Origin of the sequence: Bacillus sp. F56 (assembly GCF_001748205.1) — a bacterium.
In the GTDB taxonomy this organism is placed as follows: domain Bacteria; phylum Bacillota; class Bacilli; order Bacillales; family Bacillaceae; genus Bacillus; species Bacillus stercoris.
This window is the reverse complement of record NZ_BDFC01000008.1, coordinates 28,057-50,998: the sequence shown is the minus strand read 5'-3', so window position 1 is coordinate 50,998 and position 22,942 is coordinate 28,057. Positions and strand designations below refer to the sequence as shown.

General features: G+C 41.0%; 22 protein-coding genes and 1 pseudogene. 4 read left to right on the top strand and 19 right to left on the bottom strand.

Going from position 1 to position 22,942, the window contains the following annotated elements:
* Positions 1 to 4 precede the first annotated feature (4 nt).
* Positions 5 to 1,258 (bottom strand): CYP152 family fatty-acid peroxygenase CypC, encoded by a 1,254-nt coding sequence (cypC, locus tag BFW96_RS14005; protein WP_069839746.1) that lies wholly within the window; start codon positions 1,256 to 1,258, stop codon positions 5 to 7.
* 172 nt (positions 1,259 to 1,430) lie between these two features.
* Between cypC and blaOXA the strand changes: the two genes are divergently transcribed.
* Positions 1,431 to 2,234 carry a class D beta-lactamase gene (gene blaOXA, locus BFW96_RS14000; RefSeq protein ID WP_069839745.1) on the top strand — a complete coding sequence of 268 codons (804 nt, stop codon included), beginning with the start codon at positions 1,431 to 1,433 and terminating at the stop codon, positions 2,232 to 2,234.
* Between the two features lie 26 nt (positions 2,235 to 2,260).
* Here the strand turns inward: blaOXA and BFW96_RS13995 are convergent, their stop codons facing one another.
* The 4 genes from BFW96_RS13995 to BFW96_RS13980 all read right to left on the bottom strand — a co-directional run bounded on the left by BFW96_RS13995 (position 2,261) and on the right by BFW96_RS13980 (position 5,719).
* Entirely contained in the window at positions 2,261 to 2,452 is a 192-nt protein-coding gene (locus tag BFW96_RS13995) for a DUF5370 family protein (RefSeq protein ID WP_003234886.1), read from the bottom strand.
* A gap of 18 nt (positions 2,453 to 2,470) precedes the next feature.
* Complete coding sequence (gene csgA / locus BFW96_RS13990; RefSeq protein WP_069148869.1) at positions 2,471 to 2,719, bottom strand: sigma-G-dependent sporulation-specific acid-soluble spore protein CsgA; 249 nt, start codon at positions 2,717 to 2,719, stop codon at positions 2,471 to 2,473.
* Between the two features lie 111 nt (positions 2,720 to 2,830).
* Complete coding sequence (locus tag BFW96_RS13985; protein WP_069839744.1) at positions 2,831 to 4,219, bottom strand: amino acid permease; 1,389 nt, start codon at positions 4,217 to 4,219, stop codon at positions 2,831 to 2,833.
* 315 nt (positions 4,220 to 4,534) lie between these two features.
* A complete protein-coding gene (locus BFW96_RS13980) occupies positions 4,535 to 5,719 on the bottom strand; it encodes a DUF4885 domain-containing protein (protein ID WP_069839743.1) in 1,185 nt (394 codons plus the stop codon).
* A gap of 131 nt (positions 5,720 to 5,850) precedes the next feature.
* Here BFW96_RS13980 and BFW96_RS13975 point away from each other — a divergent pair, with 131 nt between their 5' ends.
* Both BFW96_RS13975 and BFW96_RS13970 read left to right on the top strand, forming a co-directional pair.
* Entirely contained in the window at positions 5,851 to 6,708 is an 858-nt protein-coding gene (locus BFW96_RS13975; protein ID WP_069839742.1) for a hypothetical protein, read from the top strand.
* An 85-nt stretch (positions 6,709 to 6,793) separates the two neighbouring features.
* Positions 6,794 to 7,564: a serine/threonine-protein kinase gene (locus BFW96_RS13970; RefSeq protein ID WP_069839741.1), complete on the top strand. Its 771-nt coding sequence runs from the start codon at positions 6,794 to 6,796 to the stop codon at positions 7,562 to 7,564.
* Here BFW96_RS13970 and BFW96_RS13965 read toward each other — a convergent pair.
* Genes BFW96_RS13965 through BFW96_RS13950 form a run of 4 tightly spaced genes read right to left on the bottom strand, consistent with a single transcriptional unit; the run spans position 7,549 to position 10,504 of the window.
* Positions 7,549 to 7,812: a hypothetical protein gene (locus BFW96_RS13965; protein WP_081483590.1), complete on the bottom strand. Its 264-nt coding sequence runs from the start codon at positions 7,810 to 7,812 to the stop codon at positions 7,549 to 7,551. The genes BFW96_RS13970 and BFW96_RS13965 overlap by 16 nt on opposite strands.
* Before the next feature lie 58 nt (positions 7,813 to 7,870).
* Entirely contained in the window at positions 7,871 to 8,857 is a 987-nt protein-coding gene (gene ybdK, locus BFW96_RS13960) for a two-component system sensor histidine kinase YbdK (protein WP_069148866.1), read from the bottom strand.
* The gene (gene ybdJ, locus BFW96_RS13955) at positions 8,854 to 9,525 is read right to left on the bottom strand and encodes a two-component system response regulator YbdJ (protein ID WP_069839740.1); all 672 of its coding nucleotides are present in this window, start codon (positions 9,523 to 9,525) and stop codon (positions 8,854 to 8,856) included. Before ybdJ ends, ybdK begins: the two co-directional genes overlap by 4 nt.
* 1 nt (position 9,526) lies before the next feature.
* Positions 9,527 to 10,504, bottom strand: a complete 978-nt coding sequence (locus tag BFW96_RS13950) for an alpha/beta hydrolase (protein WP_069839739.1) — start codon at positions 10,502 to 10,504, stop codon at positions 9,527 to 9,529.
* Positions 10,505 to 10,639: 135 nt separating this feature from the next.
* Here BFW96_RS13950 and BFW96_RS21210 point away from each other — a divergent pair.
* A pseudogene (locus BFW96_RS21210) lies at positions 10,640 to 10,756 on the top strand (MerR family DNA-binding transcriptional regulator); the annotation flags it as partial.
* 149 nt (positions 10,757 to 10,905) lie between these two features.
* On the opposite strand, the gene BFW96_RS13940 reads toward BFW96_RS21210, so the two are convergent.
* The 10 genes from BFW96_RS13940 to glmS all read right to left on the bottom strand — a co-directional run bounded on the left by BFW96_RS13940 (position 10,906) and on the right by glmS (position 22,680).
* Positions 10,906 to 11,247 carry a hypothetical protein gene (locus tag BFW96_RS13940; RefSeq protein WP_040084342.1) on the bottom strand — a complete coding sequence of 114 codons (342 nt, stop codon included), beginning with the start codon at positions 11,245 to 11,247 and terminating at the stop codon, positions 10,906 to 10,908.
* A gap of 205 nt (positions 11,248 to 11,452) precedes the next feature.
* On the bottom strand, positions 11,453 to 12,625 hold the full coding sequence (locus BFW96_RS13935) for an MFS transporter (protein ID WP_069839737.1): 1,173 nt from the start codon (positions 12,623 to 12,625) through the stop codon (positions 11,453 to 11,455).
* A 126-nt stretch (positions 12,626 to 12,751) separates the two neighbouring features.
* Positions 12,752 to 13,054, bottom strand: coding sequence for an ArsR/SmtB family transcription factor (locus tag BFW96_RS13930; RefSeq protein WP_003234907.1), 303 nt, complete (start codon positions 13,052 to 13,054; stop codon positions 12,752 to 12,754).
* A 519-nt stretch (positions 13,055 to 13,573) separates the two neighbouring features.
* Positions 13,574 to 13,936: a Na-translocating system protein MpsC family protein gene (locus BFW96_RS13920; protein ID WP_040084346.1), complete on the bottom strand. Its 363-nt coding sequence runs from the start codon at positions 13,934 to 13,936 to the stop codon at positions 13,574 to 13,576.
* A gap of 57 nt (positions 13,937 to 13,993) precedes the next feature.
* Positions 13,994 to 14,284 carry a DUF6407 family protein gene (locus tag BFW96_RS13915; RefSeq protein WP_014662580.1) on the bottom strand — a complete coding sequence of 97 codons (291 nt, stop codon included), beginning with the start codon at positions 14,282 to 14,284 and terminating at the stop codon, positions 13,994 to 13,996.
* Between the two features lie 58 nt (positions 14,285 to 14,342).
* A complete protein-coding gene (locus tag BFW96_RS13910) occupies positions 14,343 to 14,864 on the bottom strand; it encodes a carbonic anhydrase (protein ID WP_069839735.1) in 522 nt (173 codons plus the stop codon).
* A 68-nt stretch (positions 14,865 to 14,932) separates the two neighbouring features.
* Positions 14,933 to 17,545, bottom strand: coding sequence for a DUF2309 domain-containing protein (locus BFW96_RS13905; RefSeq protein ID WP_069839734.1), 2,613 nt, complete (start codon positions 17,543 to 17,545; stop codon positions 14,933 to 14,935).
* A gap of 14 nt (positions 17,546 to 17,559) precedes the next feature.
* Complete coding sequence (locus BFW96_RS13900; protein ID WP_069839733.1) at positions 17,560 to 19,077, bottom strand: NADH dehydrogenase subunit 5; 1,518 nt, start codon at positions 19,075 to 19,077, stop codon at positions 17,560 to 17,562.
* 882 nt (positions 19,078 to 19,959) lie between these two features.
* A complete protein-coding gene (locus tag BFW96_RS13895) occupies positions 19,960 to 20,583 on the bottom strand; it encodes an undecaprenyl-diphosphatase (protein ID WP_080488010.1) in 624 nt (207 codons plus the stop codon).
* 294 nt (positions 20,584 to 20,877) lie between these two features.
* Positions 20,878 to 22,680, bottom strand: coding sequence for a glutamine--fructose-6-phosphate transaminase (isomerizing) (glmS, locus tag BFW96_RS13890; RefSeq protein ID WP_069839732.1), 1,803 nt, complete (start codon positions 22,678 to 22,680; stop codon positions 20,878 to 20,880).
* Positions 22,681 to 22,942 lie beyond the last annotated feature (262 nt).

Genomic DNA, 22,942 nt, shown 5'->3' with positions numbered 1-22,942 from the left:
TGATTTACCTTTTCTGCCTGATTCCGCTCATGATAAAGCCGCTTTCAGGAAATGACGGCATTCTGGCGAGACTGTAGTGCAGTGATTGTTCCGGAACGTCGTATTCAATCTGATTGACGAGAAAATCCAGGCTCGCTTTCATGACTTCAATTGTAATGCCTTCCCCTGGACAGCGATGGCCTTTCTCGGCGTGCCCCCCGCCTTGAGGAATCAAATCAAACTGATTTTCCTCCCGCTCCGCAAATCGTTCCGGCCGGAATTCATCGGGATGATCCCATAGACGAGGATCGTGATTCGTTCCATATACATCAAGTAATACCGATGTTCCCTTCTTAAACTCACAGTTATTCCATACAAAGTCCTTTTTGACAAGCGCACCTAAAAACGGGCCGAACGGATAATATCTGCGGACCTCCTGCACAAACATTTCTCTTTCCCGGCTGCTTCCAGACCGCAGCCATTCCTTATACTTCGGATGCTCATGAAGCGCCAAGGCTGAAAACACAAGAAAGTAAGAAATGGCCACAATAGGCCGCAGTACATTAATCAGCTCAATGGATGCCATCCGGGTATCCAACTCGCTTCCATCTTCTTGTTTGTGAAACGCCATTTCATGCAGCGCTGTTCCGGCAGGTGTTTTGAGCAAGCCGGCACGCACATCTTCAATCATGACTTCAACCCACTCTTCCGCACGCGGCCTTGCTCTTCTTCCCTTCCAATGCCGCGGTCCCACAGCACCGAACGCATCGACCATGTCAATGAAGTCATCCGCTCTCTCTTTGACTTCCGTTTCCTTCAACGGAACACCTGCCCAATAGCAGGCTACCCGGCACAGGATTTCTTTTGCTTCTTCAAATAACACAACCTGATCTGCCTTCTCCCATCTTGTGACTGCTGCTTTCCACTCCTCTGTCATCAACTCAGCCAAACGTTTTTGATGCGGCGGTGTCATCAATGACAGAAAAAGCATCTTCCGATGGATATGCGCGCTGCCATCCATTCCCTGAATCGCATTGACACCAAACAGCGATTTCTGCACCCGCTTAGGCAAAGCGTTCTGCCGCTGGAATCGATTCGTATCATAAAACACCTTCGCCGCCTCAGCGCCAGTCATGCAAATAAAGTTTTTTCCCAACAAACGGGCCTGAAACAAATCTGAATTGTAGCGCTCTGTTCTGTTTTTAATAAATAAATACCCTTCCTTCAGCAGTGTCAGGCTGTTATCGAGACTTTTGTCATGTGGAATCTGCTCATTCATCCGCTTACCCTGCCTTCCTTTTTACCCTCTATTTTCACGTTATCTTCCGAATATAAACCCAGTAACAGTATTTGTTTGCAAATCCAAATTTAAGCGCTTTTTGATTATTTTTTAAAGGAAGAACAAACGAAAGAGAGAAAAGGTAGTTAATCAAAACAAAGGGGAGAACAAAATGAAGAAATGGATATATGTTGTGCTTGTGCTGAGTATTGCAGGGATCGGTGGCTTTTCCGTGCACGCAGCGTCATCTGCTCATGAAAAACACTTGAATGTCAGCAGAATGAATGTCGATGATGAATTCAAGGATACGGATGGAACCTTCATTCTCCACGATTTGCAAAAGGATCAGACATTTGTCTACAACAGAGAACGGGCAAATCAACGACAAACTCCGCAGTCCACCTTTAAGGTCGTAAATGCCTTAATCGGTTTGCAGGTCAAAGCTGTACGCGATGAATACGATGTTAAACGATGGGACGGGGTCAAGCGTGAATTCGAATCATGGAACCGCGACCATACGCTTGGCTCGGCCATGCGTGAATCCGCAATCTGGTATTATCAAGCACTAGCGCGGGATATCGGCGAGGAAAGAATGAAAACATGGCTTCATACACTATCTTACGGCAACGAGGATATCAGCGGGGGAATCGACCAGTTTTGGCTGCAAAGCTCTCTGACAATTTCGCCGCTGGAACAGGAAGCCTTTTTGAAGAAGTTATTTAAAGAGGAGCTTCCATTTGACAAACCGGTGATGAAAACCGTCAAGCGCATGATGATTCAAGAGGAAGGCGATCATTACACGCTTTACGGGAAAACCGGAACCCGCCTGACCGATATGGGATTAGGCTGGTTTGTCGGATTCATCAAAACAGAGCATGGCTCTTATGTCTTTGTCACCAATGTCGATGATTCCGGCACAAAAGCCAAAAACATCACCGTGAATATCCTGAAAAAGTATGGCTTGATCACATCATAAATGAAAGAGCCCTGCATAGCAGGGCTCTAAATCTCATGCTCAAAACAATAATGATTCACAAGCTCTTCAATCAAATCATGATCAGGATATTCTCCATTAAATTCAAATTCGATTTCTTCCACAAATTCTCCTTGATGGTACACATGGATGGCTCCGTTTTGACGGACAACGCTAAACTCCGGCTGAAAAGTATATCCGCTTCGTTCAATTGCTCCCATTCCTTTTTCCCGCCTTTCTCAAAGCAGTAATTCATACACCTCATTTAATTCCTTAGCCCGCTTTTGATCCTGTTCATTCTGCGCATACTTAATTTCCTTTTCTAATACACGGTTCAAAAAAGACATTTCATTATCATCTAAGTCTTTTACAAATTCCTCTTCATTCGCATACCGCTTCGCCAGCATTTTCTTGCAAATCCGCTGGCAGACTTCATTTTCAAGATGATTCGAAAGTGATTCACGCAAATAACCGAGTGTAACATCCATTTTATGAACACCTTTCCTTCTGCTATCTTTACCCTATAGCTTGCTAAAACAGGGAAAATCCATACGCGAAAAATAAAAAAAGAGACATCCGTAAATGTCTCTTTTTTATCGTTATTCAGCTGCTTGTTGGCTTTTGGTCAAATTGGCTTGTGTGCGTTTGCCTATCCCAAACACATAATAACTAATGACCACAAGCGCTAAGAAAATCACGCCTACAATCAGAGAGATACGAGTATCATCGTTAAACCACATGCCGACCAGAACCATCAGCAAGAAAGCAATCGTCAAATAGTTTGTAAAAGGGGCAAATGGCATCTTGAATGGATGTTTATCTAATGCGGCGCCCTTCGCTTTTCTGAATCCGATATGGCTGATCAAAATGATAAACCAAGGAATCATCCCAGGAAGCACGCTTGCGCTGTATACATAGACAAAGATCTTCGGCGGCGCGATATAGTTCAGTACAACACCGACAGCCAAACCGATCAGCACCGCAATTGTGCCATACAGCGGCACACCGTTGCGTGAAATCTTCGTAAAGAACTTCGGTGCTTGTCCATTTACACCCAGTGTATACAGCATGCGGCCCGCACTGAAAATGCCGCTGTTACAGCCCGACATTGCCGCTGTAATCACGACAAAGTTAATAATGCCGGCCGCTGCCGTGATTCCGATTTTCGAGAACGTTGACACGAACGGACTTCCAAGTGAATTGAGCTCATCCCAAGGATACACCGTCACAATCACAAAAATAGCGCCAATGTAGAAAATCAAAATACGCCAGATAATACTTTGAATCGCGTTTCTTAGCGTGTTTTGCGGGTCCTTCGCTTCACCCGCTGTAATCCCGATCAGCTCAACTCCTTGATAAGCCGCAATGACAAGCGACAGTGCAAAGAAGAAACCTGAGAAACCTCCTGCAAAGAAGCCCCCGTGAGACCACAGGTTCGCCAATCCGATCGCATCTCCGCCGTTGCCAAAACCGAAGAATATAATTCCGATCCCCGCAATAATCATCAAGATAATCGTCACGATTTTAATCATTGCAAACCAAAATTCAAATTCACCAAACGACTTAACAGAAATTAAATTCGCCGCGCCAAGAATCACCATTGCCACAATGCCAGGTATCCAAGCAGGCAAGTCCGGGAACCAATACTTCATATAAGTACCGACAGCGATAATTTCTGACATGCCGACGATAATCCACTGGAACCAGTTGCTCCATGCTGTTATATAACCTGCCAACGGATGAATATATTGATGGCCGAATGTCGCAAAAGAACCTGTGCTCGGCTCGACATACAGCATTTCACCCATCGCACGCATAATAAAAAAGATAAAAATTCCGCATATTGCATAAGCCAGAAGGACAGATGGGCCAGTCCATGAAATCGTGCTGGCAGACCCCATAAACAAGCCAACACCGATCGTGCCGCCCAAGGCGATCATCTGAATATGACGCGCGCCCAGGCCCCTCTTTAATTCTTTATTTGCCACTCCTCTTCCTCCTCCTAACAAAAATAATCACAAATGAGAAAACAGCAGACCTGCTTGCCCTCACATCACTCAGTGATAACAATCAGAAAATTCAAACTCAAAATTGTTATATAATCTCCTAAATTACTTATTTCATCATAATAAATTTCTCTGGAAAATACAATTGTTTTTTTCAGGTAAACACCTTTGTGCTAAGTTTTGAATCATTCACTTTATTTAAAATCTTCTATATAAAAATAATAAAATTATTTGAATATTAAAATTATAATTTTTAGATTTTCATAAAAAATAAGCTGTTCCAAATGAACAGCTTACCTAATAATTTACGCCCGTTTGACGCTTTAATGCTTCAAGCCACCCGGTATCTCCGGTTCCATAGCTCTTGCTTTGTCCCACATCTCTCAGAGATCCATTGCTGTAATCAATTGAAAGGATGAAATCCGGAATGGCATCATACCCAACTTCCGCAATTTCACTAAGCTCTGAACGATAGTGAGATATAGCATAAGAGGCCGTCTCTTTTTGCACAGGATCTTTTTCAAGCTCTTCTTTATAGACGTCTAATAAGTCACGTCCATCAGGCGTTACATACCGCCCGTCAATCACTTCTAAATCCTTCAAATGGTAGCCTGTGACTTCGTACATCTCACGAGCTGCCTGATACTTTTTATAGGCCTCTTCGGAAAATTGTGTTGAATCACTGCTTTGGCTTTTCATGATGTGTAAAAATAGTTCTTTGCTGTTGTCTCCAGATTGCAGCACTTGCTCAATTTGCTTGATCAGATCCTGATCGTCTGTCCCGCTCACACGCACCTGATAGTCAATCGGCGTAATCGTAAACGTCAGCTCTGTCCCCTCCGGAATGTGAATATGGTTCCGATTCAATAGCACTTGCAGCTGCTGGTTCACTTGGCTCCGCTGATACACCTTTTCATTCTCAGCTTCCACTTCCCCATTAAATGTAACATTGCGAAACGCAGCATCCTGGAGGTTATAGTTTTGGGCCTTGCCTTTGAATAGCCATTCTGTTTCATTATCGTAAGCAGCCTGTCTTTCTGCGGCAGACAGATCACTTCTGAAATAAGGAGACTTTGAATTTTGATACTTATCCTTAATATAGCCTAATGGATCAGACTTTGCTTTGTTTATGGCATTCATCCTGCTGTATTTTTCATCTAGTATTTTGATTCTGATATCACTCTCAGAGTCATAGGGGTTATTGGATTCGATCACTGTTTCTTTCCCTGTATCTGTCACTGTTCGGTCATTCGCTGATTGATACACTTTGCTGAACGTCCCGCTGTTTCCCGACACGCTGGTTTTAGAATAGTTGAACTGATCGATTCCCACAGTTGAAGATCGCGGCTCAAGCCTGCTGTATGCCTTTTCCAGAACTGCCGCTGTACTTTCAGTCAAATTCTCTCGTTTGGCAGGCGCATTCTTGCTTAATATATTCTGTGCCATCAGCTGAGTGCGGATAAATTGCCGATTCAGACGCATTGAATTCCCTCCCGAGTATTCTCTCTTACTCTTTTTTATCGGTAATGACAATGTATATATTAACCTCTAAAAACATTTATTTACACCCATACTGTCATTATGTATGATGGAAATAAAAGGAGGTTGTTTGAATGGCGAAAAAATGGCTTATTCCATTTGCTATTATGCTGTCTGTCTTCTTCACCTTTACGTATTCGGCTTCAGCTGCCGGAGTCACTGCGATCACAGGTAACAATTCATTTGATACCGCAATGCCGATCGGTTATTGGAAATATAAAAATATCGATACAACGATACTGGAAGCTGGTCAAGATGAAGCCTATTTCACTTTTACGGCTAATAAGGGAGAAAAAGTATACGTGAGGAGTACATACCAGAGCGCGTATACAGGGATGAAAATTGAAATTTACGATAAGAACAGAATACCTGTTTCTCAAGGCACAGAAGTCATTAATTCCAATACGTTCTCCTCTTTTATTTATGCAAATGCAGACGCCCAAAACACGACGGATACCTTCTATGTGAAGGTGTCACGAGGCACCTATACCGGAAACATGTACTTTACGCTTTCAATTGAAGACCGAATCAAATCAGGCAGCGGAACATTCCAATTCAGCGGCATTGCTGAAAATAAAGGAAATACAAGCCTTAGCCCCTCAGGTTCTGACTCCAGCGTGATCAAGGTTGATTTAACAAACCAATCTGGGATACCGCGTGATGCCATTGTAACCAGAGTTCAGACAACCGCCACTCAAACACCAAGCCAGGGAAATACACGCCACCTGATCATGACGAGCGAAAACAACGAATGGCGCCGTGCTCTTGTAAACAGCTCGACTTCAGGGTCTTATGATATCTCTTTGTCAGATCAACTTAGTGTGGCAAAGGTATGGAGTTTTAAATATAATACATTAGCGACTGCCAGATCGACGATGAGCAATGTTAAAGCAAAAATAGATTATGAATACGACGTAACAAAGCAGTTTTAACTTATACCGAGCCGGTTATCCGGCTCTTTTTTATTCTTAGCCTAGAAGGTAAACTATAGTCAGTACAACCAAGGGAAGTGCAGACATGGCATTAAAACTTCTAAAAAAACTGCTTTTTGACCGCCCTCTAAAGAACGGCGTTATATTAAATCATCAATACAAAATCGAAGAATGCCTCGGCATGGGCGGCTACGGTTTGGTTTATTTGTGCACCGATATCCTAACTCAAACACCTTATGTCTTAAAACAGCTTCGGCCGACAAAAGCGAAAAAGGAAAAAGAGAAAGTCCGGTTCCAACAGGAAATAAAACTGCTCAAAAGCATTCACCACCCGCAAATTCCGGGCTTCATAGATGAGTTCATCATAGACGGACAGGCTTATTATGTCATGCAGCTCGTTGAGGGAGAGAATATAGAAGAATTATTATTTTTTCGAAAGCAGCCGTTCACAGAGCTTATGGCGTTACGACTGATTTCGCAGCTGCTTGAGATTATAGAATACCTGCATGATCGCCTTATCTTCCACAGCGACATCAGAACGCCTAATATCATCATCAATAACGGCAGGCTCTGCCTCATTGATTTCGGCCTTGCAAAGCAATTGACTTCTGAAGAAACGGAGGAAATAAAGGTGCGAAAACAGGATGACTTCTTCGATCTCGGAGAAACGCTGTTATTTCTGCTGTACTCTCAATATAAAGGAAAAAAGAAGAAAAACGGCACTTGGCTGGAGGAATTAACGCTGACAAAAGAAGTAACCCTGCTGCTGAAAAAATTATTGGGCATTGATGAAGAGTATCAGCACACCGCTTCCATTCGCGAGGATCTAAACCGGGCCATTCAATCGGTCACATAAAAAAACCCTTGTCCCAAAAGCGGAACAAGAACTTTTTTCGGATTAACTGCTGCTGTAGCTCCGGCGTTTGTAACGATGACTCCCGCCATAACGGTCGTAGTGTCTTCTTTTGCCCGAGCTGCTGCTATAGCTGCGATAATGTCTGCGCCGGCTGCTGCTGTAATGCCGGTGTCTGCGATATCGGTCACTAGAACTGCTTGAGAGGTTTTTGATCGTTTTGATGAATTTTTTAAACATATACTGATCACCTCATTTCTTTCTTCCTATTATATATAGTTTATGGGAGAAAGAAAAACATCAGCGGGGTCACTCTTTTGAAAACAAAAACCGCGTTCCATACTCATTTGTCTCCAACTCATAAGTCATCGCGAGCAGTCTGCATATATCCTCAATAATCTTCAACCCAAGCCCCTCACTGTTCTCATTCCGATCAAATCCAATACCATCATCGCGGATAGAAACAGTGCCATTTTCGATCCTGACTTCCATCTTTTCAGCTTTTGAATGCTTTAACGTATTTTGAAAAATATTATCAAACAGCCTTTGCATCCATAACACGTTGCTCACCCATATCACATCTTGATCTGCCGGCTTAAAGTGCAATTCAATCCCATTCATACTATATAAATAATCCCACTTTTTTACCGCTGTTTCTAACAGCTCATTTAGACGCACTTCTTCATTTACGATATAAGAACTTTCTAGCGTTTCGGCGGAATATAGATTGAATTCATTGGTTAATTCCGAGATATAATCGATTTGCTGATACAACGATTCGAATACGGCCTGATCATGACATTGGCCTTCCAAATAAAACAACTGCAGCCTGAGAGCTGTTAAAGGTGTGTTAATGTCATGACGCAGTTTTTGCAAAAGCTCCTTTTTGATTTCCTCCTGCTGTTTCAATTCCAGTTCACGATATGTCGTCCGTTCAATTAACAAATTGACCGACTTGATCAGCTCCCCGATTTCATCAGCGCGTTTCACTTCTATTTTATCCGGCACCTTTTGATCACTCGCCAGATGCCGAATGGTATGATGTAATAGATTGATTTTATGCAGCAGAGAATGAATCGACTTCGAAAATAAAAAAGCTAACAATAAGAGTGATAACAAAAATACAATGAGCATTGCAGGATACGCAAACGACCTATGAAAAGGCGTACCGTGATTCATTGATTTAAACATGTTTTCATAAATGACAGACATCAAAATACTAACCGCCAGCAATAGCACCGGCACACTAATGACAGCCGTACATAATAACAACATATATTTTGTCTTTAACTTCATTTCTTCACAACGGTATTCAGCCGATACCCTTCTCCATATATATTTTCAATAATCTCACCCGCTTGATCGTTGATTTTGGTTCTTATTTTTTTAATGTGCACATTGACGATATTCGGGTTTCTGTCTTCGAGCTGCCACAGATATTCAAAGAAGTGATCCTTTGTCAGGGTGCTGTTCCTATTTTCATATAAATAAAAGAAAATTTTCCGCTCAATCGCAGTAAACAACACCTCATCATGCAGGCTTTCATTGAACACTTTTTTGGTTTTAGCATCAATATACAAGTGCTTGATTTGCGTAAAGGTCCCATAATGATGCTCAAGCATATTCTGCATTCTTAACAGCAGCTCTCTCGGATCAAAGGGCTTCACCATATAATCCTCGCCGATTTTCAACCCTTGGAGCTTACTGTCCATGTCATTGCGGGCCGAAAGAAAAATGACCGGAATGCGCAGCCCCAGCTTTTTGATTTTTGCAGACATTTGATACCCGTCCTCACCCGGCAGCATCACATCCATAATGACCAAATCCACCTTCTGTATGACCGAAAGCACATCCGCTCCATCTGTTTTCCATATCACACGATATCCCTCACGCTGCAAAATCTTTTGCAGCAAATCACCAATCATCACATCGTCTTCCACGATTAAAATATGATAACCCTTCATCCTAGCGAACCTTTCTCATAAACTCCATGGAAAGTTTATATATTTGATCAGGCTGATATAAATAAATACTGTGTGTTCCCCTCAGTTCCTTTATATCGGCAGTATTGAATTGAGCCGCAAACGCTTCATAGTCTTTTCGGTTTTGTATGGCATACTTTGAATGTCTATTTTGGTCAGAAACCGCATCTAAAATTAAGACAGGGGTTTCTTTTGGCGCCGGCAAATTCACAGATTTGCTGCCGTTTTGGTAAGACTGTAACAGCTCATGTTCCATATCAGCATTAAAAAATTGCTTAAAGTTAATGGCTTTATAGATTTCTTTTTCTTTATCGGTTAAAAACGACTGACGAATCACCTCAGGGTTATATACAGCGGAAGGCATAAACCGATGAAAACCAATCGACGTTAACAGATGGAATCCTCTCACTTTCATTCTGTCGATCCTGCTCAATTTATACGTGACGTACTGCTGGGGCAATCCAATATCCATCGCAATAATCGCCTTGATTTCCTTAGGATATTTCTGTGCCCAATACATCGCTTCAATCCCGGATATCGAATGAGGCATTAAAATATAAGGAGGCTTATTTCCACTTTTCATAAGCGCTTTCCTTGTCTGTTCCAGTATCGTATCAATATCTCTGTCATCGTGAGACACATCACTGTATCCATAACCTGCCCGATCAACAACAGCAATCTTGTTTTCCTTTGAAAACTTACTGTACAAACCTTTCATCTCATAAGCAGGCGCAGCAATCCCCGAGCCGGACATAAACACAAACGTATCCTTCCCGCTTCCCTCTTGATACACATTCATCTTTTTACCGTCAACATCGACCAATGTGCCTTTTTCTTTAAGAAGTGCTGCTTCCTTATTTAGTTGGTAATGGTGATAAATAAATACCGAGACGGATACAAGCAAAACCAAAGCAGCCAAGCTGCCCAAAAAGATTTTTACGACTTTCCATAATGTTTTCATAAGATGCTCCTTTCACGTGATACTGAAAGGATACGATATGAAAATAAATTTCTGATTAACTTTGGAGAGATTTTATTTCCACATTTGACTTTGTCCTTACGGAAAGGTGTACATTTGGAGCAAGGAGGTGATCGCTTGCTATCGATCGGTGAATTTTCAAAGATATGCAAAGTCTCAACAAAAACACTGCGATACTATGATGAAATCGAACTCATTCACCCCAAAGATATTAATCCTGAAAATGGATATCGGAGGGTCTATCCGCAAAGTCCGAGAATTTCTTATACGCAGCCTTCTCCAAGGAGAACGACATTGAGAAGGCTACCGCTTATATCAATCTTTCACAAAACATAATTCAGGGGTATTTAATCTATTTATTCCTATTTATTCACACAACAAAGTCACCACAAAGCCTTTTTCTCTTCTTCCTGCTCGATAAACAGATGATTTTCAGGACGGCCCAAAACAGAAAAAAGCGCCAAAAGCAACTTCCATCCTCGAAGCGGACTTCCGCATCTAAACTTCAACACTTCCCCTTCCGTTAAAGTAAACCTCAAAGTTGGGCTTGTACACCAAGCAATCTTCACTTGAATAACATGCTCACCAGGCGGCAAATCAATTCGCAGCCTCCCTCCATCTTTGATATTTCCCATCTCAGCCCCATCAATTAGCACTGAATACTCTCTCAATTTGTTGATGTACTGCGATGTCCTGCTCATTTCAATGTACGTCTTTTGATTCACGATGACACATCCTCAAAGTAGTGATTACAGGCGAGAAGCATTAGAATCCTTCCGCCATATCGTTATTTCCATTCCTAGTATATTATAAATTGCTGTACCTCAGATCTCCGTCGGCAAAAATCTCTTTCAGCTTCAGTGTGCCTTCTACTTGGGCTTATAAAAAAACACCCGCTTGTATAACGAGCGGATGTTAGATCTTTCGAAATTATTGATTAATATCTTTTAGCGCTTGTTTCGGTTGCGAATTGAAAATCATCAATGATGCAATAATGGCAATCATAACCCCTAACGCACCAACCCAGGTAATCGAGGCCAATGATACGTTTTCTACAAAAACCCCTCCTATTCCTGCGCCGACTGCCATGGCGAGTTGCATCATGGACTGATTCATGCTGAGCAAAACACCTGACATTTCCGGTTCTATTGTAGCCAAGTGAAATTGCTGTGTCGGACCGGTAGACCATGCGGCAAACGACCATAATATGAGAATCACCAACACGCCGATATAGGAATGAGTAACAAGTGACAGCAGAATCAGTGTGACGATATGCAATGTCATCCCTCCAACAAGTGTAAAGGGCACTCCCCATTTGTCGGTGCTATATCCCCCAAACTTCGACCCAACCAAACTGGCAATTCCAAATATAAGCAAAACACCGCTAAGCAGCTTGCCGTTTATACCTGAGATGTTCAAGAGATACGGTGACAAATAAGTGTAAGCAACAGAATATCCCCCGAGCCAAAAGAAAGTGATTGATAATCCCATAGCCACTTTCCGTTTTTTGAAAAGAGCAAGCTGTTGAAGTAAAGGCACAGGCTTATCCCCTTTAGTATGCGGGAGAGTAAAGAAAATAACGGCCATTGCGATCAATCCCAACAAAGCAATGGCTCCAAATACAGACTTCCAGCCTAGTGCAACTGCTATCATTCTTCCAAGCGGAACACCTATGATTAAAGAAGCGGTAAATCCCATCACGACAGTAGCGATGGCACTGCCCTGCTTTCCTTCCGATGCAATCTTAGCGGCAATGGTTAAAGCGGTAACAACAACCACACCTGCTCCCATCGCCATAATGATCCGCGCTGCAATAAACCATCCATAACCAGGCAGTACAAAAGCCAGGACATTACCGAACACAAACAAACCGAGGGCATACATCATCAATTTGCGTCTATCCATACTTGCTGTCAATGCCATAAGTACGGGTGTGGAAAGAGCATATACAAGTGAAAAAATGGTAATAAGCTGGCCCGCGGCAGCCAAAGTGATCCCGAGAGTATGAGCAATTTGATCCAAAATTCCCGAAATGATGTACTCTGAGGTTCCAACTAAAAAGCTGACAATGGCTAAAATATAAATTTTCCAAGTATTAGACATAAAACATTCACTCCTTAATTATTAATAAACATATCACGATATATCGATATGTTATTACAAAAAATAAACACATCGTAATATGTCGATATGTATGGTGCAAAAATAAACATCTTTTGATGTTTATTTTTATATCTCTGTTTTAAGAAAGTCAGCAAGTTTCCCAATGGCTTCTTCATCTCTTTTGTAGTATGTGTACTTTCCAATACGCTCCGCCTTAATCAAACCGGCTCTTAAAAGGATGGTAAGATATTGAGAAGCTGTCGATTGCGTCATTTTCAATTTGTCTGTTATTTGACTGACACATACCCCGATTGTGTTCATATCAATCCCTTCATGGGGTGCAAAATGACGATCGGGCTCCTTCAGCCATTGTAAAATTTGCAGCCTTGATTCATTTGATAAAGCTTTGAATACTTCAATTGGCTCCATACCAATTATTATATCGTTATATTTCGATATGTCAATTCGTTTTTTGGTACTCATTTCGAGGAATGAAACTGAAGACAGCATATCAAAAACCCTACACTTTCGAATGGGTCTCATTATCATGTTATTCTTGGGGGAACTCGGCGGTGACTTTGTTAACCGAAGCAAAGCTTCTAATTTAAATCAATAAAACATTTTGAATTTGGCTAAGGGAGTAAACAACACTATTCGCTAGAGGCTTACGTTTCACAGATGTTTGGGTTCGGGTATTTTGGATGTTTTTAATGAATTTGGCATTGACTAAGCACCAGCACCAAATTCATGAATTTAAATTAGATGTGAAAAAACATCCGCTCGTAACAAAAGCGGATGTTAGATCTTTCAGCAGGAATAACAAGTCCGCTCGTGGGTTATGAATAAAAAATAGTAATGATGACATAACTGTAAAGCAAAAGAAGCGGCAGGTAATATTTTGAATGCCCTCTCCCTGGCTTGAATAGCAGGGATCATCAAACATTTATATTAAAGATTTTTCTCTAGATCATTACATAATTTAAATACCATTACTCGTTCACCTGTCCGGGAGCTTAAATCAGTATGAAAACTTATCACTTTTTCTCCGGTGATTTTTAGGATAATATCCTTAAGACCTTCTATACCTGATTCGACTAACTCCGAGCGAGTTTGTTTAATAGATAACATACCCTCTTTTGATCCACACACTACATATTCAGCTGGTGTTAAAATCCCTTTTAAATTGACGATGACCATATCCCGGAGTATATCAGTTTTAACAGATACAGACCCGCGCCCAAGATAATCTTTCTCCCATTGAGTAATGGACTTACTGATCTCTGATTCAATAGAACCTTTCGATTTTTTCATATATCATACATCTCCTGAGCAAAAAAATTGGCATATTCTATTTGTGATTTCGTCTCATTAATATTCTCTTACAACATGTCCTTCATATACACCTTCAATATCCAAATCAGTATTACCGTTTCTTGTGACCACTATCATTTTGGATAACATATTTTCCTCCATCATAGAGTGTATATGCAAAAATCGAATGCTTCCTAAATGGGTTTCCTCAACTTCTTCATAAGATTGTAGATGATAAAAATCAATTGCTTTTCTTATTACTTTTTTCATACATTCCATATTTTCACGATCAAACGAGTTCATGTCCTCTATTGTTTTCGTGACAAAATCAGTTAAATTAGAGTCCATATCTTCTCCTTAGAGCTGTTTTTTTCATATATAGGTGCATAGAAGTTCTTCCATTTCATCATGACAAGCAATGATCAGGTTGACCTGTTTTCATAGCAGGAACCTCCACCATTGATGATGTTCCATCCTCTTGATTAATGATTAAGCCTCGAACTTTAACATATGACGGCACTAATGGATGATGACGAATGAGATCAACACTTTTTTCAATGGTGTCACTGCTATTTTCATGTAGCCATTCATCGACCGTACCACCTAAAAATTCAGGTTTGCAATTCTTAAAGAGATAATCCAATGTTTGTATTTTATCTTTCATTGCTTCAAGTTGAGTAAGTCTATGACCTGTGGAAGTTTTCTTATCTTTTGTTCCTACTACAAAAATCTCCTCAACATCTTCCTGGAAAATCGCAAAAATAACAGACCTCATGATTTCTCCATAAGGATGTGAAATACTGGCACCATAGCTTTGTATAGTCAACATACTTTCTGCAGGAGTGTTAGTCACTTCTTGTAAAATAGGCTCCAAGCCGTTTTCAATGTCCGTCAAAAATAATACTTTTTTATTTTGATTTCCATTCATATAGCACACCTCTTCCTTATGTTTAGTATTGAGTAACAAATCCATTTAATAAATGTTTAGATTCATAATTACCAGCTTTCCCAACATCCTTCTGGATCAATACTAGCCAGTCGGACCCATCCATTTTGAACTTTTTGCATAAATGCTGAGTCATTGTTTAATAACCGTTCTACATATTCTTTAGGTGCTTGAATGAGTATCAACAAACGAAGCGGAGAATGATAGGCTTCGTGATCTGATTTCATGACGGATTGCCAAGGCAGTCCGGCTAACAAGTCACTTGCATTCCCCTGCATAACGCCGAGACCTGCTGTAACGGTTTGAGTTGCTTTATTTCCGCTGCCATAATAATGAGGTGCTACCGTTGATGCGTAATATTGTAAATTAATCCATTGGGCCACAGTTCCAGGTCCTGCAATAATATTTGCTAGGATTTCGCCGCTTTCATCCTGTTTCCAATCATAATTATGGAGAAAGGCTCTTCCTTCCAAATCACAATCCTGGGTTAATTCACGTTGGCCGATAATAAAAGAAGCATTACGAGCCAGCCCCCATTCCGGACGTATCTCACTCCAATCCTCCGCCAATCGGTCTGCCTCAGCCTTCGGATTTTTAAGTTTTGATTGGAAATTCGGTAATTGGGCTAGACGTTCTGCGTTTACATGGTGTCTCACTTTCGGCATAACAGCTTCAATTTGTTCAAATGCTTCTTGTGCAGCTTCAGAAAGCTCCGGTACATAAAGCCAATGTAATTCATCCACCGTTGTATTATGTTCAGCTGCTGCAAACACCGTATCCTCAGGGATTTTAATTCCTTCAGTTAAAAGTGCTTCTCTCACCTCTGAAAGATTACATAAAGCAGCTAAAACTCTTGCATTGAATCCACCGGCCGCTCCACCGCAGGCGCCACAGTCAAGTGCTGCGGAATAAGGATTATTGGTACTTTGACTGCCGTGCCCGCATATCACAACCAATGGTGCGATATTCTCTGTTAACCCCATCATTTTTAATGCTTGGCGAGCATAGTTCACTTTTTCTTCATCAGTAAAACCCACAGGTATTTCCGCCTCTGTAGCATCATGATGAAGCGAGAGTTTTGTATCAGGTTTGCGCAGCCAAGCCTCACGGAGATTACGAATGAAACGACCCGCTTTTCTTGGCACAAAGCTACGTGCTGCCATTTGCAGAGTAAGCCAAGGTCCGCTTAGCTCAGGCAGTAGTAAGCTTGAAAGCACATTCTGTTTCATCGTTTTAAATGTATAGCTTAACGAATGAACTGCTTGCTTCCGTTGATTGTATTTGTTGAATGCATCCTCATCCGCGAACTCTTTTATTCTATTTTGCGGTTTTTGTATGATCGGCAAGGAGGCATGACTGTGTTTACTGCCAAGTTCACAAGTTGCAATCGGCACCCCGAAGAAACCTGCGATGCCAATCGTTTCAAACGGACCTTCTTTTTCTAGATGACGGCGAAAAGGTTCTGATCGTACATCAATGCAGAATGCTAATTGAGCTAATGCAGATTTTTTACCGGTTTCACGTTGTATCGAGATGATCTTCTGGCTCAATCGATCAGTGTAAGTTTGTTCCCAAGCTTCTAACCAAAGTTTCCTGCGAAGTTTCTCATCAAAGCTGTAGGCAAATGATAAATATTCATTTTGTTCACTGGCCGGCATCTGTGACCATTCCTCTAATGTAAGCCCACCCCAATGAATCCAAGCTGCTATAAGGGGAGCAATCGAAATTTTTTTCTCAGCTCGTTCATTAGTCAAAGGCAAATATGGCTTTATCAGAGCCCACTCCATGGATAATCGAACCGCTAAATATTCTGTTAAGAGTGCATGTTCATGGCTCGATTGTTGGGAGCGCCAAAGCATCATCCCTGCCCATCCAGGTAAGGAAAGTAAGTGAGCTTCAAGATAAGCCTGGATTTCTGATTCAGGGATTCCTAGTGCGAATAAGGCTTCTTGTAAAGCCAAATGCGCCTCTTGCGGCAAACCTTTTAACCTTTCACGCTGCTTTTTGCTAAGTGCTGGATCATATTGAATGAGCTGCTGCCAGGCACGATAGAAACCTTCCTCACGATTGGGCATTGTCCAACCGGCTTGAGAGTCATCAAGATATAATTTACTCCACTTAATGACATGATGATCTAGTATAGTGACTAACCTTTCACCATCTTGATTCTCTATATATGAACTTAGTGGTTCCATAAAAACATTATCGATAGGATCCAATCCACTACATCCACTTACTAATTTCTCCATCTCGTGTGATGATAAAAGATCGGAAGGTAATGGATCCAATTGTAATCCCGCATGACAAAACCGTTCTGCCACGTCCCGTGGGATGTGAAAGGAATGTGAATCAAGCCAACGCTGCAGCCCCATTTCCACAAAAACTTCATCAATCTCACCTTTATTCTTTGCTGAACGGATCATAGACACACTTGGGTATATATCAACATCACGCGTATTTTTCAACCAGCTTGCAACCTGATCAAAAGTCTGGTTTTCAAGTCCCATCCACGGATTGCGTGCAGCAAATGTAGAAATAGGCCAAAGTGGCGCAATCACTCGGCTGGCAGATGTAATCAAAACGTTAAGATCCCTTTCTTGAACATCAATATCTGTATCTATCTTTTTTACATTTTCTTTCGTTAATACGGATGTAATGCCCATCTCAGATTAGCTCCTTATGATAAATATTGTTTAAGGTAGTCTGGGTGACTCTCCACTGACTTTGGTTTTGCTTCACCTAACCGAACTAGCCAAAGATAGAGTATCGTGAAGAAAACGGAAGAACGATGACGAGCAACCCACGAACCTAAAGCACTGCCAAATAGGAAGAGGCATACGACAATGATGACAGCTGGCATTGGAGGCTGAGCAGTTTGAGAAACGGCTGCATGCAGCCAATCATAGAAAAGGTTATGAATGATAAAATATATAAAGGCTGCTCCTCCTAAAACGATTAAGCCGGCAATTCGGCCAATTCGCCCCTCTCCAAAAGCTACAAGCTGAGTCCAGGAAACGGACAATGACCACCCTAAGATCAGCGCACTCATTAATTGATATCCGTCTCCAGGAGCAGTGAGCCAAAAAGCAACACCTATAACTAAGGCTAACGTACGACCAGCCACGAGCCATAAATAGGATGATCTCTCTTTAACACGAGTCGATACTTCATGACGCTGTACGGCTGAACCAGCCTGTAAAAACAACGTAGCTTTAAATAAACCATGTAAAATAAGATGAATAATGGCTGCTATATAGGCCCCTAGTGCACACTGAATGAGCATAAATCCCATTTGTCCAATCGTGGAGCCTACTAATTGGCGTTTATAATCAACTTGGACTAAACTAATACCAGTTCCAATCAATACAGAAATGCCAGCAAGCAGAAGTAAGATAATCGAAGCGATACCGCCATGAAATAGAGGTGAAAATCGAGTTAGTATTATTCCTCCTGCATTTACTAAACCTGCATGCATAATTGCAGAAACAGGGGTTGGAGCAACAATAGACTCAACTAACCATCTTTGGAATGGCCATTGACCTGCAGGAATAATTACCGCTAGTACAATCAATAGCTGAATCCCTGTTCTCTCCCATTCTCCCAGCCCAGCTAAACTTTCATTTGTTACAACCAATGATAACTGCCATTGACCTGTGGCATGAAAAAGCCACATCATTGCAAAAAACAAAGAAAACCAACTTAACAAAAATAACCGGCCAGAAATTTTGGCTGCTTCACTAGCCACTTGCCAAGCACTGTTTAACCTTATCAGTAAAGTTAAACCAACAAGAGTTGCTCCCCAAAATAAAACCATCAAACGGAGATCGCCACTTAACCACGTCATTGAAGCAGCACCTGTTGTAAAAGTAAAAAGCACAAAGTATTTGCGATAAGATCGATCCCCCATTAAGTAACGTACAGAAAAACGCTGAATAACGAATCCAATTGCAAGAACAAAGAAAGTCATTAAACAAGCTAAGGTATCTAAGTGCCAAGGGCCAACATTTCCACTCACACTGCTATTGGCAAGGATCAGTAAGGCAACCAAAAGTGGTAAAGCCAAAATCCCAATATGAATGCGAACAAAACTCAAGGGCACTCGCGGATGTAAAAACAAAAGTCCACTTATCCCAGAAGCAATCAGCATAATAAAAAATAATGTTAATAATGATGACAAACTCAGCGAAACTAACATTTCAAATTCTCCCTTTTTAAATGTCGTTATTGCTCATACGACCTTTAAATCAGATCATATTTTTCAATAATGGATACAAATTTTATGTATCTCTAATTTTTCCAACAAAAAAACCGACAACCTCAAAATTTCAATGATGATTGCAGATCATTGAATCTTGAAAATTGTCGGCTTCACTTCAACTAACTTCAGCGAAGTTTTTTGAAGAGCTACCTTATTATTGGTCATTTTATTTTATACAATATTTTAAGTTCATTCTAAAGGAATGAAATCACCGCTACACTTTAATTTAGTGCTTGATTATAAATAAATCGACTTATGTTTCTCTTTCATTTAAATTAGGATACTTTTTCATCCTGTCAAGATTAGTTGAAAGAATGCTAAAGTCCTATTCACAAACGAAAATAAACATCTGGTTGCGATTTTTAAGTTAAGTATAAGATATGCTAAATTTTAAACATTGTCAAGATGTCGGAATACGGAGAATGAAGTATCAAATCCTTCTTCCCCTTTAAATATACATCCTAAATCTTTATCCGAGGCTTATGATATCTATCACTTTTTTTTTTGTAGAAATACAAGATGAATTTTATAATCATTTTTCTATTTTCTTGTTTAGTAAATAACTGAGTTCAATTAGGAACTATAAATGAATACTGGTTCCTACTTTATTTTCAACAGCCTTAACGACCAAGAAATTGAACTAGCTGTTATGGATATTGTTATAGCTAGAATTCTCCAATTTCTCCGTAGATGTCACTTTCCTTAAAAATACCTTCTTTAATATATGGATTCTAAAGCTTTGAATAGGAATCTTTATAAAAAAGTTTATCATTTTAGGTTACGATTTTTTGAACATTAGCACCCGATTGTTGAATAAATCTAAAGGTTTTTTGACTTGTTTTCCTTTCTTTTGAAGCGATAAAGAAGTATGTTTTCACATTTTTCATAAATTTTCATGGTAGTTTGAGTAATATTTAGTTTAGGTAATGTTAAATATATAAAAGTTGAAACTGCTAGGCTTATTAATACTCCTGCTAAAACATCAAAAGGATAATGAACCCCAACCCATATACGTGAGACTCCCACAAGAACAGCTAACAATACCCATAAAATTGACCAGCCTCTCTTAAAGAGCCAGAATGAAATACAATATGAGAAGAATAAAATTGTATGGTCACTTGGAAAAGAATTGTCTTTTTCTTTATGTATCAGTTTATTAACCTCTCCCAATTCAACAAAAGGTTGATAATTCGAGTGAAATACCCCTGAAACCTTCCCTATCGTAAAGGCACAAATGAAAGCGATAGATGCACAAAGAATCATAATTCTATTATCCGTATCTCTTGTAAACCAAATAAAAAGAACACTTAGTGCAAGTAAAAAAACCATATATTCAGCAATAAAACTAAATACAGGATTCAAAAAGGGATATTCTTTTCCTAAGTCATTAACTAGTCTAAACAGTGATATATTAACTTCTGAAATATCCAAACCCAACACCATCCAATCTCTTTTTAGAACATAATAAAAGAAAATTAGATGACCTGCCATCGAATCAAATTACATTATTTGAGATTACAGTTACATTTTTGTAAGATTGGTGTCACATCATTTATGTAAAAAGGGGACCCAAAATCAATTGGAATCCCCTTATAATTTTTAGTTACCTGCCTCTTTAGTTAAAATAGAAAAATACCCTTAGACAAAAATTGTCTAAGGGAAAAAGCATCGCAACATTTTTATAAACGTCGTAACTTTATTTTAAAGCTACAAAAACAACCAAAGGGGTTAAACATTTTACTCCACAGTAACACTCTTCGCAAGGTTACGAGGCTTATCAACATCACAGCCGCGATGCAGCGCAGCATAGTAAGCGATCAGCTGCAATGGAACAACAGATACCAACGGAGCAAGCGCTGGGTTTACTTCCGGCAGTACGAATCTGTCATCCGCATCGTCTAGGCCTTTTAGTGAGAAGATGCATGTGTTTGCTCCGCGAGCGGCAACTTCTTTGACGTTTCCGCGGATGCTTAAGTTTACGTGCTCTTGTGTTGCCAGTGCGAATACTGGTGTGCCTTGTTCGATCAGGGCAATCGTGCCGTGCTTCAGCTCTCCGCCGGCAAAGCCTTCTGCCTGGATGTAAGAAATCTCTTTCAGCTTCAGTGCGCCTTCGACACATACGAAGTAGTCAAGACCGCGTCCGATGAAGAAAGCGTTTCTGGATACAGTCAGATATTCACGGGCGATCATTTCCATTTCGTCTTTCTGGTCGCATAAAGCTTCCATTGCGTTTGCCGCGATACCGAGTTCTTTGACGAGGTCAAATCCGATATCGATGCCGTTTTTGTCAGCAGCCACAGAAGCAAGAACCGCAAGAACTGCGATTTGTGCAGTGTATGCCTTCGTTGACGCAACAGCGATTTCAGGGCCTGCATGAAGCAGCAATGTATAGTCAGCTTCACGAGAAAGCGTTGATCCAGGTACGTTTGTGATTGTCAGGGCTTTGTGTCCGAGCGCTTTGACTTGAACGAGAACCGCGCGGCTGTCTGCTGTTTCTCCACTTTGAGAAAGGAAAATGAAGAGCGGTTTCTTAGACAGAAGCGGCATGTTGTAGGAGAATTCACTCGCTACATGCACTTCAACCGGCACGTTTGCCCACATTTCAATATATTGTTTACCGACAAGTCCTGCATGGTAGCTTGTTCCGCAGCCAATGATATAGATGCGGTCCGCTTCCGCTACAGCGGAAGCGATATCGCCAGGCACAGACAGCTTGCCGTTTTCATCTTGATACGTTTGGATGATTTTGCGCATAACAACTGGCTGCTCATCCGTTTCTTTCAACATGTAGTGAGGGTACGTGCCTTTTTCGATATCACTGGCATCAAGCTCAGCAATATAAGACGCACGTGTAATCACGTCACCATCAAGGTTTTTGATGACAACTTGGTCATCAGTGACGATAACCATTTCTTTATCCATCAGCTCAACATATTCGTTGGTTACTTGAAGCATCGCCATCGCATCAGATGCTACGACGTTGAATGTGTCTCCAAGGCCTACTAATAGAGGGCTTTTGTTTTTCGCTACAAAAATCGTTTCTCTGTTGTCGTTATCGAATAAAGCAATTGCATAAGAGCCTTTTAACAGTGTAAGTGTTTTGCGGAACGCTTCTTCTGTCTCAAGTCCTCCATTGACGAATTGCTCGATTACTTGAACGACCACTTCTGTATCGGTGTCACTTTTAAGCTCTACATCTTGCAAATACTCTTGCTTCAGCTGAACATAGTTCTCGATCACGCCGTTATGAACAAGTGTAAAGCGGCCCAGTGCGCTTTGATGCGGGTGAGCGTTCAGATAGCTTGGTTCGCCGTGTGTTGCCCAGCGAGTATGCCCAATTCCGGCTTTCGCTTCTACATTGGCATCCACAACTTCACGAAGATCTGCAATGCGTCCTTTTTCTTTGAACACATGGATTCCCTGTTCATTGGCAACAGCAATACCAGCAGAGTCATATCCGCGATACTCAAGCTTTTCTAACCCTTTTAATAAAATTTCCTTCGCATCAAGCTGACCGATATAACCTACGATTCCACACATATTTTTCTTCCTCCTAAGATGGTAAAAGGAGACGAAGAAAGTCAAATTTCAAGGGGACTTTCAATCGTCCCCTCCTACATGTTTTTTGGAAGATCATGTGATTTCTCTTTGTTCAAGGAGTCACCCCCTTGGTTTGAAGAAATCCTTACGGCTGTGATCTGTATACTCAGCCGGGAGGCATCCGCCGAAAATTCGATAACCTCCATCCTCGTCAACTAAGCCTTTTTCCGGGCGCTTAGTTCGGGCGCTATAATTATAGGTA

Coding starts and splice junctions, on each gene's coding strand:
- BFW96_RS13935 (WP_069839737.1), bottom strand. CDS start 12,625: ATGTCTAATACTTGGAAAATTTATATTTTAGCCATTGTCAGCTTTTTA.
- cypC (WP_069839746.1), bottom strand. CDS start 1,258: ATGAATGAGCAGATTCCACATGACAAAAGTCTCGATAACAGCCTGACA.
- blaOXA (WP_069839745.1), top strand. CDS start 1,431: ATGAAGAAATGGATATATGTTGTGCTTGTGCTGAGTATTGCAGGGATC.
- BFW96_RS13930 (WP_003234907.1), bottom strand. CDS start 13,054: ATGGAGCCAATTGAAGTATTCAAAGCTTTATCAAATGAATCAAGGCTG.
- ybdJ (WP_069839740.1), bottom strand. CDS start 9,525: ATGAAGGGTTATCATATTTTAATCGTGGAAGACGATGTGATGATTGGT.
- BFW96_RS13910 (WP_069839735.1), bottom strand. CDS start 14,864: ATGAATGGAAATCAAAATAAAAAAGTATTATTTTTGACGGACATTGAA.
- BFW96_RS13920 (WP_040084346.1), bottom strand. CDS start 13,936: ATGAAAAAATCGAAAGGTTCTATTGAATCAGAGATCAGTAAGTCCATT.
- ybdK (WP_069148866.1), bottom strand. CDS start 8,857: ATGAAGTTAAAGACAAAATATATGTTGTTATTATGTACGGCTGTCATT.
- BFW96_RS13900 (WP_069839733.1), bottom strand. CDS start 19,077: ATGTTAGTTTCGCTGAGTTTGTCATCATTATTAACATTATTTTTTATT.
- glmS (WP_069839732.1), bottom strand. CDS start 22,680: ATGTGTGGAATCGTAGGTTATATCGGTCAGCTTGATGCGAAGGAAATT.
- BFW96_RS13975 (WP_069839742.1), top strand. CDS start 5,851: ATGGCGAAAAAATGGCTTATTCCATTTGCTATTATGCTGTCTGTCTTC.
- BFW96_RS13905 (WP_069839734.1), bottom strand. CDS start 17,545: ATGGGCATTACATCCGTATTAACGAAAGAAAATGTAAAAAAGATAGAT.
- BFW96_RS13915 (WP_014662580.1), bottom strand. CDS start 14,284: ATGGACTCTAATTTAACTGATTTTGTCACGAAAACAATAGAGGACATG.
- BFW96_RS13970 (WP_069839741.1), top strand. CDS start 6,794: ATGGCATTAAAACTTCTAAAAAAACTGCTTTTTGACCGCCCTCTAAAG.
- csgA (WP_069148869.1), bottom strand. CDS start 2,719: ATGGATGTTACACTCGGTTATTTGCGTGAATCACTTTCGAATCATCTT.
- BFW96_RS13950 (WP_069839739.1), bottom strand. CDS start 10,504: ATGAAAACATTATGGAAAGTCGTAAAAATCTTTTTGGGCAGCTTGGCT.
- BFW96_RS13995 (WP_003234886.1), bottom strand. CDS start 2,452: ATGGGAGCAATTGAACGAAGCGGATATACTTTTCAGCCGGAGTTTAGC.
- BFW96_RS13895 (WP_080488010.1), bottom strand. CDS start 20,583: ATGGTGTTGGGTTTGGATATTTCAGAAGTTAATATATCACTGTTTAGA.
- BFW96_RS13980 (WP_069839743.1), bottom strand. CDS start 5,719: ATGCGTCTGAATCGGCAATTTATCCGCACTCAGCTGATGGCACAGAAT.